This window comes from Sporosarcina sp. FSL K6-5500, from assembly GCF_038005665.1.
In the GTDB taxonomy this organism is placed as follows: domain Bacteria; phylum Bacillota; class Bacilli; order Bacillales_A; family Planococcaceae; genus Sporosarcina; species Sporosarcina psychrophila.
Window position 1 is genome coordinate 1,637,501 of record NZ_JBBOTP010000001.1, and the last position, 2,500, is coordinate 1,640,000.

Sequence of the window (2,500 nt, forward strand, 5' to 3'; positions counted from 1 at the left end):
GATTAAATCACAAGATATTGAAGAGCTGAATTCACAGATAGATTGGAATCCAACTGAATCTCTGACATGGGAACAACGAACATCATCGGTATGGCTACCTATGAAAGACGTTCCTGGGACTTTAACTGTAGGTGACGAAATAGATGTAAGCTACTATACTCAATTAGATTCAAATCCACAGTTTGGAGGATTTAACAGAATCGAAATTGTGCATGAAAACTAGGGGATGCACTTATTAAACATTCCGCTCTCATAATTTATAGCGAAATAGACTTGGATCTACTATTGTAGATCCAAGTCTATTTTAATTTTTCATTAAATCAACTTTAAAATATAACATAGTACCACATGTGTTGATTACCCACAGTTAACCAGTAATGACTTCTTACTTTTGTGATTAAACACTAGAAGCCCCATCTACAGGTGCTGTTGGGTTGATTTGGACTGAATGACTACTGTACCCATTATAGGGATTTCTGCTATGTAGGGTGGTCGTTCATCCGTCACTCTCCAAACATTCTAGTATGCGAAGTGCTAAAGCTTTTGGGAACAAGTGCATAACCACTTTCCTCTCTAGAAAGACAGTTATTCGTTCCTCTTCCAAAATAGTGGCATTTTTCATTTGAACTTTGGAGGTATGCGATGGACAGATAATCGTAACAGGATGACCAAGGAGAAATGAATTGAAATTCCTCCCAAAAAGATGTGGCTGGGGTGAAGCATTCATTTCCAGCCACCTTTAACTCGCGGTAAAGGTGGCGTGATCATATCGTCCAAAGCAAGCCGGAACTGGACAAGGTTACATGTAGACTTTTGTGCATTTCTTACAGGTGCTTTATTTAAGATAGTGGTTAATTAACAGACGTAACATAGTATAAGGTCAGATTCACATTTTGACGATAGGCGAATGTTTCGACTTTATACTTCTACTTATCGCCAAACACGACCTCAAATCATTATTGAAAATTAAGAATTAACACAAAAAAAGCCACTACCTATAAGGTAATGACCTTTCAATGAGACCGGCGACGTCCTACTCTCGCAGGGGGAAACCCCCAACTACCATCGGCGCTGAAGAGCTTAACTTCCGTGTTCGGGATGGGAACGGGTGTGACCTCTTCGCAATCGTCACCAGACTCTTTGAGCTTGTTCGCTCAAAACTGAATAAAACAGACATTGTGCTACACAAAACCAGGGTAATCAAGCCCTTTTCAAAATTGGTTAAGTCCTCGATCGATTAGTATCCGTCAGCTCCACACGTCGCCGTGCTTCCACCCCAGACCTATCAACCTCATCTTCTTTGAGGGATCTTACTTACTTGCGTAATGGGAAATCTCATCTCGAGGGGGGCTTCATGCTTAGATGCTTTCAGCATTTATCCCGTCCATACATAGCTACCCAGCGATGCCTTTGGCAAGACAACTGGTACACCAGAGGTATGTCCATCCCGGTCCTCTCGTACTAAGGACAGCTCCTCTCAAATTTCCTGCGCCCGCGACGGATAGGGACCGAACTGTCTCACGACGTTCTGAACCCAGCTCGCGTACCGCTTTAATGGGCGAACAGCCCAACCCTTGGGACCGACTACAGCCCCAGGATGCGATGAGCCGACATCGAGGTGCCAAACCTCCCCGTCGATGTGGACTCTTGGGGGAGATAAGCCTGTTATCCCCGGGGTAGCTTTTATCCGTTGAGCGATGGCCCTTCCATGCGGAACCACCGGATCACTAAGCCCGTCTTTCGACCCTGCTCGACTTGTAGGTCTCGCAGTCAAGCTCCCTTATGCCTTTGCACTCTACGAATGATGTCCAACCATTCTGAGGGAACCTTTGGGCGCCTCCGTTACTCTTTAGGAGGCGACCGCCCCAGTCAAACTGCCCGCCTGACACTGTCTCCTGCCCCGATAAGGGGCATGGGTTAGAAGTCCAATACAGCCAGGGTAGTATCCCACCAACGCCTCATCCGAAGCTAGCGCTCCGGAATCCAAGGCTCCTACCTATCCTGTACAGGCTGCACCGGAATTCAATATCAGGTTACAGTAAAGCTCCACGGGGTCTTTCCGTCCTGTCGCGGGTAACCTGCATCTTCACAGGTATTATAATTTCACCGAGTCTCTCGTTGAGACAGTGCCCAGATCGTTACGCCTTTCGTGCGGGTCGGAACTTACCCGACAAGGAATTTCGCTACCTTAGGACCGTTATAGTTACGGCCGCCGTTTACTGGGGCTTCAATTCGAAGCTTCGCTTGCGCTGACCTCTCCTCTTAACCTTCCAGCACCGGGCAGGCGTCAGCCCCTATACTTCACCTTGCGGTTTTGCAGAGACCTGTGTTTTTGCTAAACAGTCGCCTGGGCCTATTCACTGCGGCTCTCTCGGGCTTTAACACCCTACCAGAGCACCCCTTCTCCCGAAGTTACGGGGTCATTTTGCCGAGTTCCTTAACGAGAGTTCTCTCGATCACCTTAGGATTCTCTCCTCGCCTACCTGTGTCGGTTTGCGGT

At 47.2% G+C, this 2,500-nt stretch carries 1 protein-coding gene and 2 rRNA genes (2 of these 3 cut by a window edge); 1 reads left to right on the forward strand and 2 read right to left on the reverse strand.

Going from position 1 to position 2,500, the window contains the following annotated elements; genetic code table 11:
* A protein-coding gene (locus MKX62_RS07585) for a hypothetical protein (RefSeq protein ID WP_338654421.1) crosses the window boundary here: on the forward strand, positions 1-223 show its 3' portion. 164 nt of this gene lie to the left of the window's left edge; only the last 223 of its 387 coding nucleotides appear in the window; its start codon lies off the left edge, out of view; it ends in the stop codon at positions 221-223.
* A 797-nt stretch (positions 224-1,020) separates the two neighbouring features.
* Here the strand turns inward: MKX62_RS07585 and rrf are convergent.
* Positions 1,021-1,136: ribosomal RNA gene (gene rrf, locus MKX62_RS07590) — 5S ribosomal RNA — on the reverse strand.
* Positions 1,137-1,217: 81 nt separating this feature from the next.
* Positions 1,218-2,500: ribosomal RNA gene (locus tag MKX62_RS07595) — 23S ribosomal RNA — on the reverse strand; it runs 1,649 nt beyond the window's last position.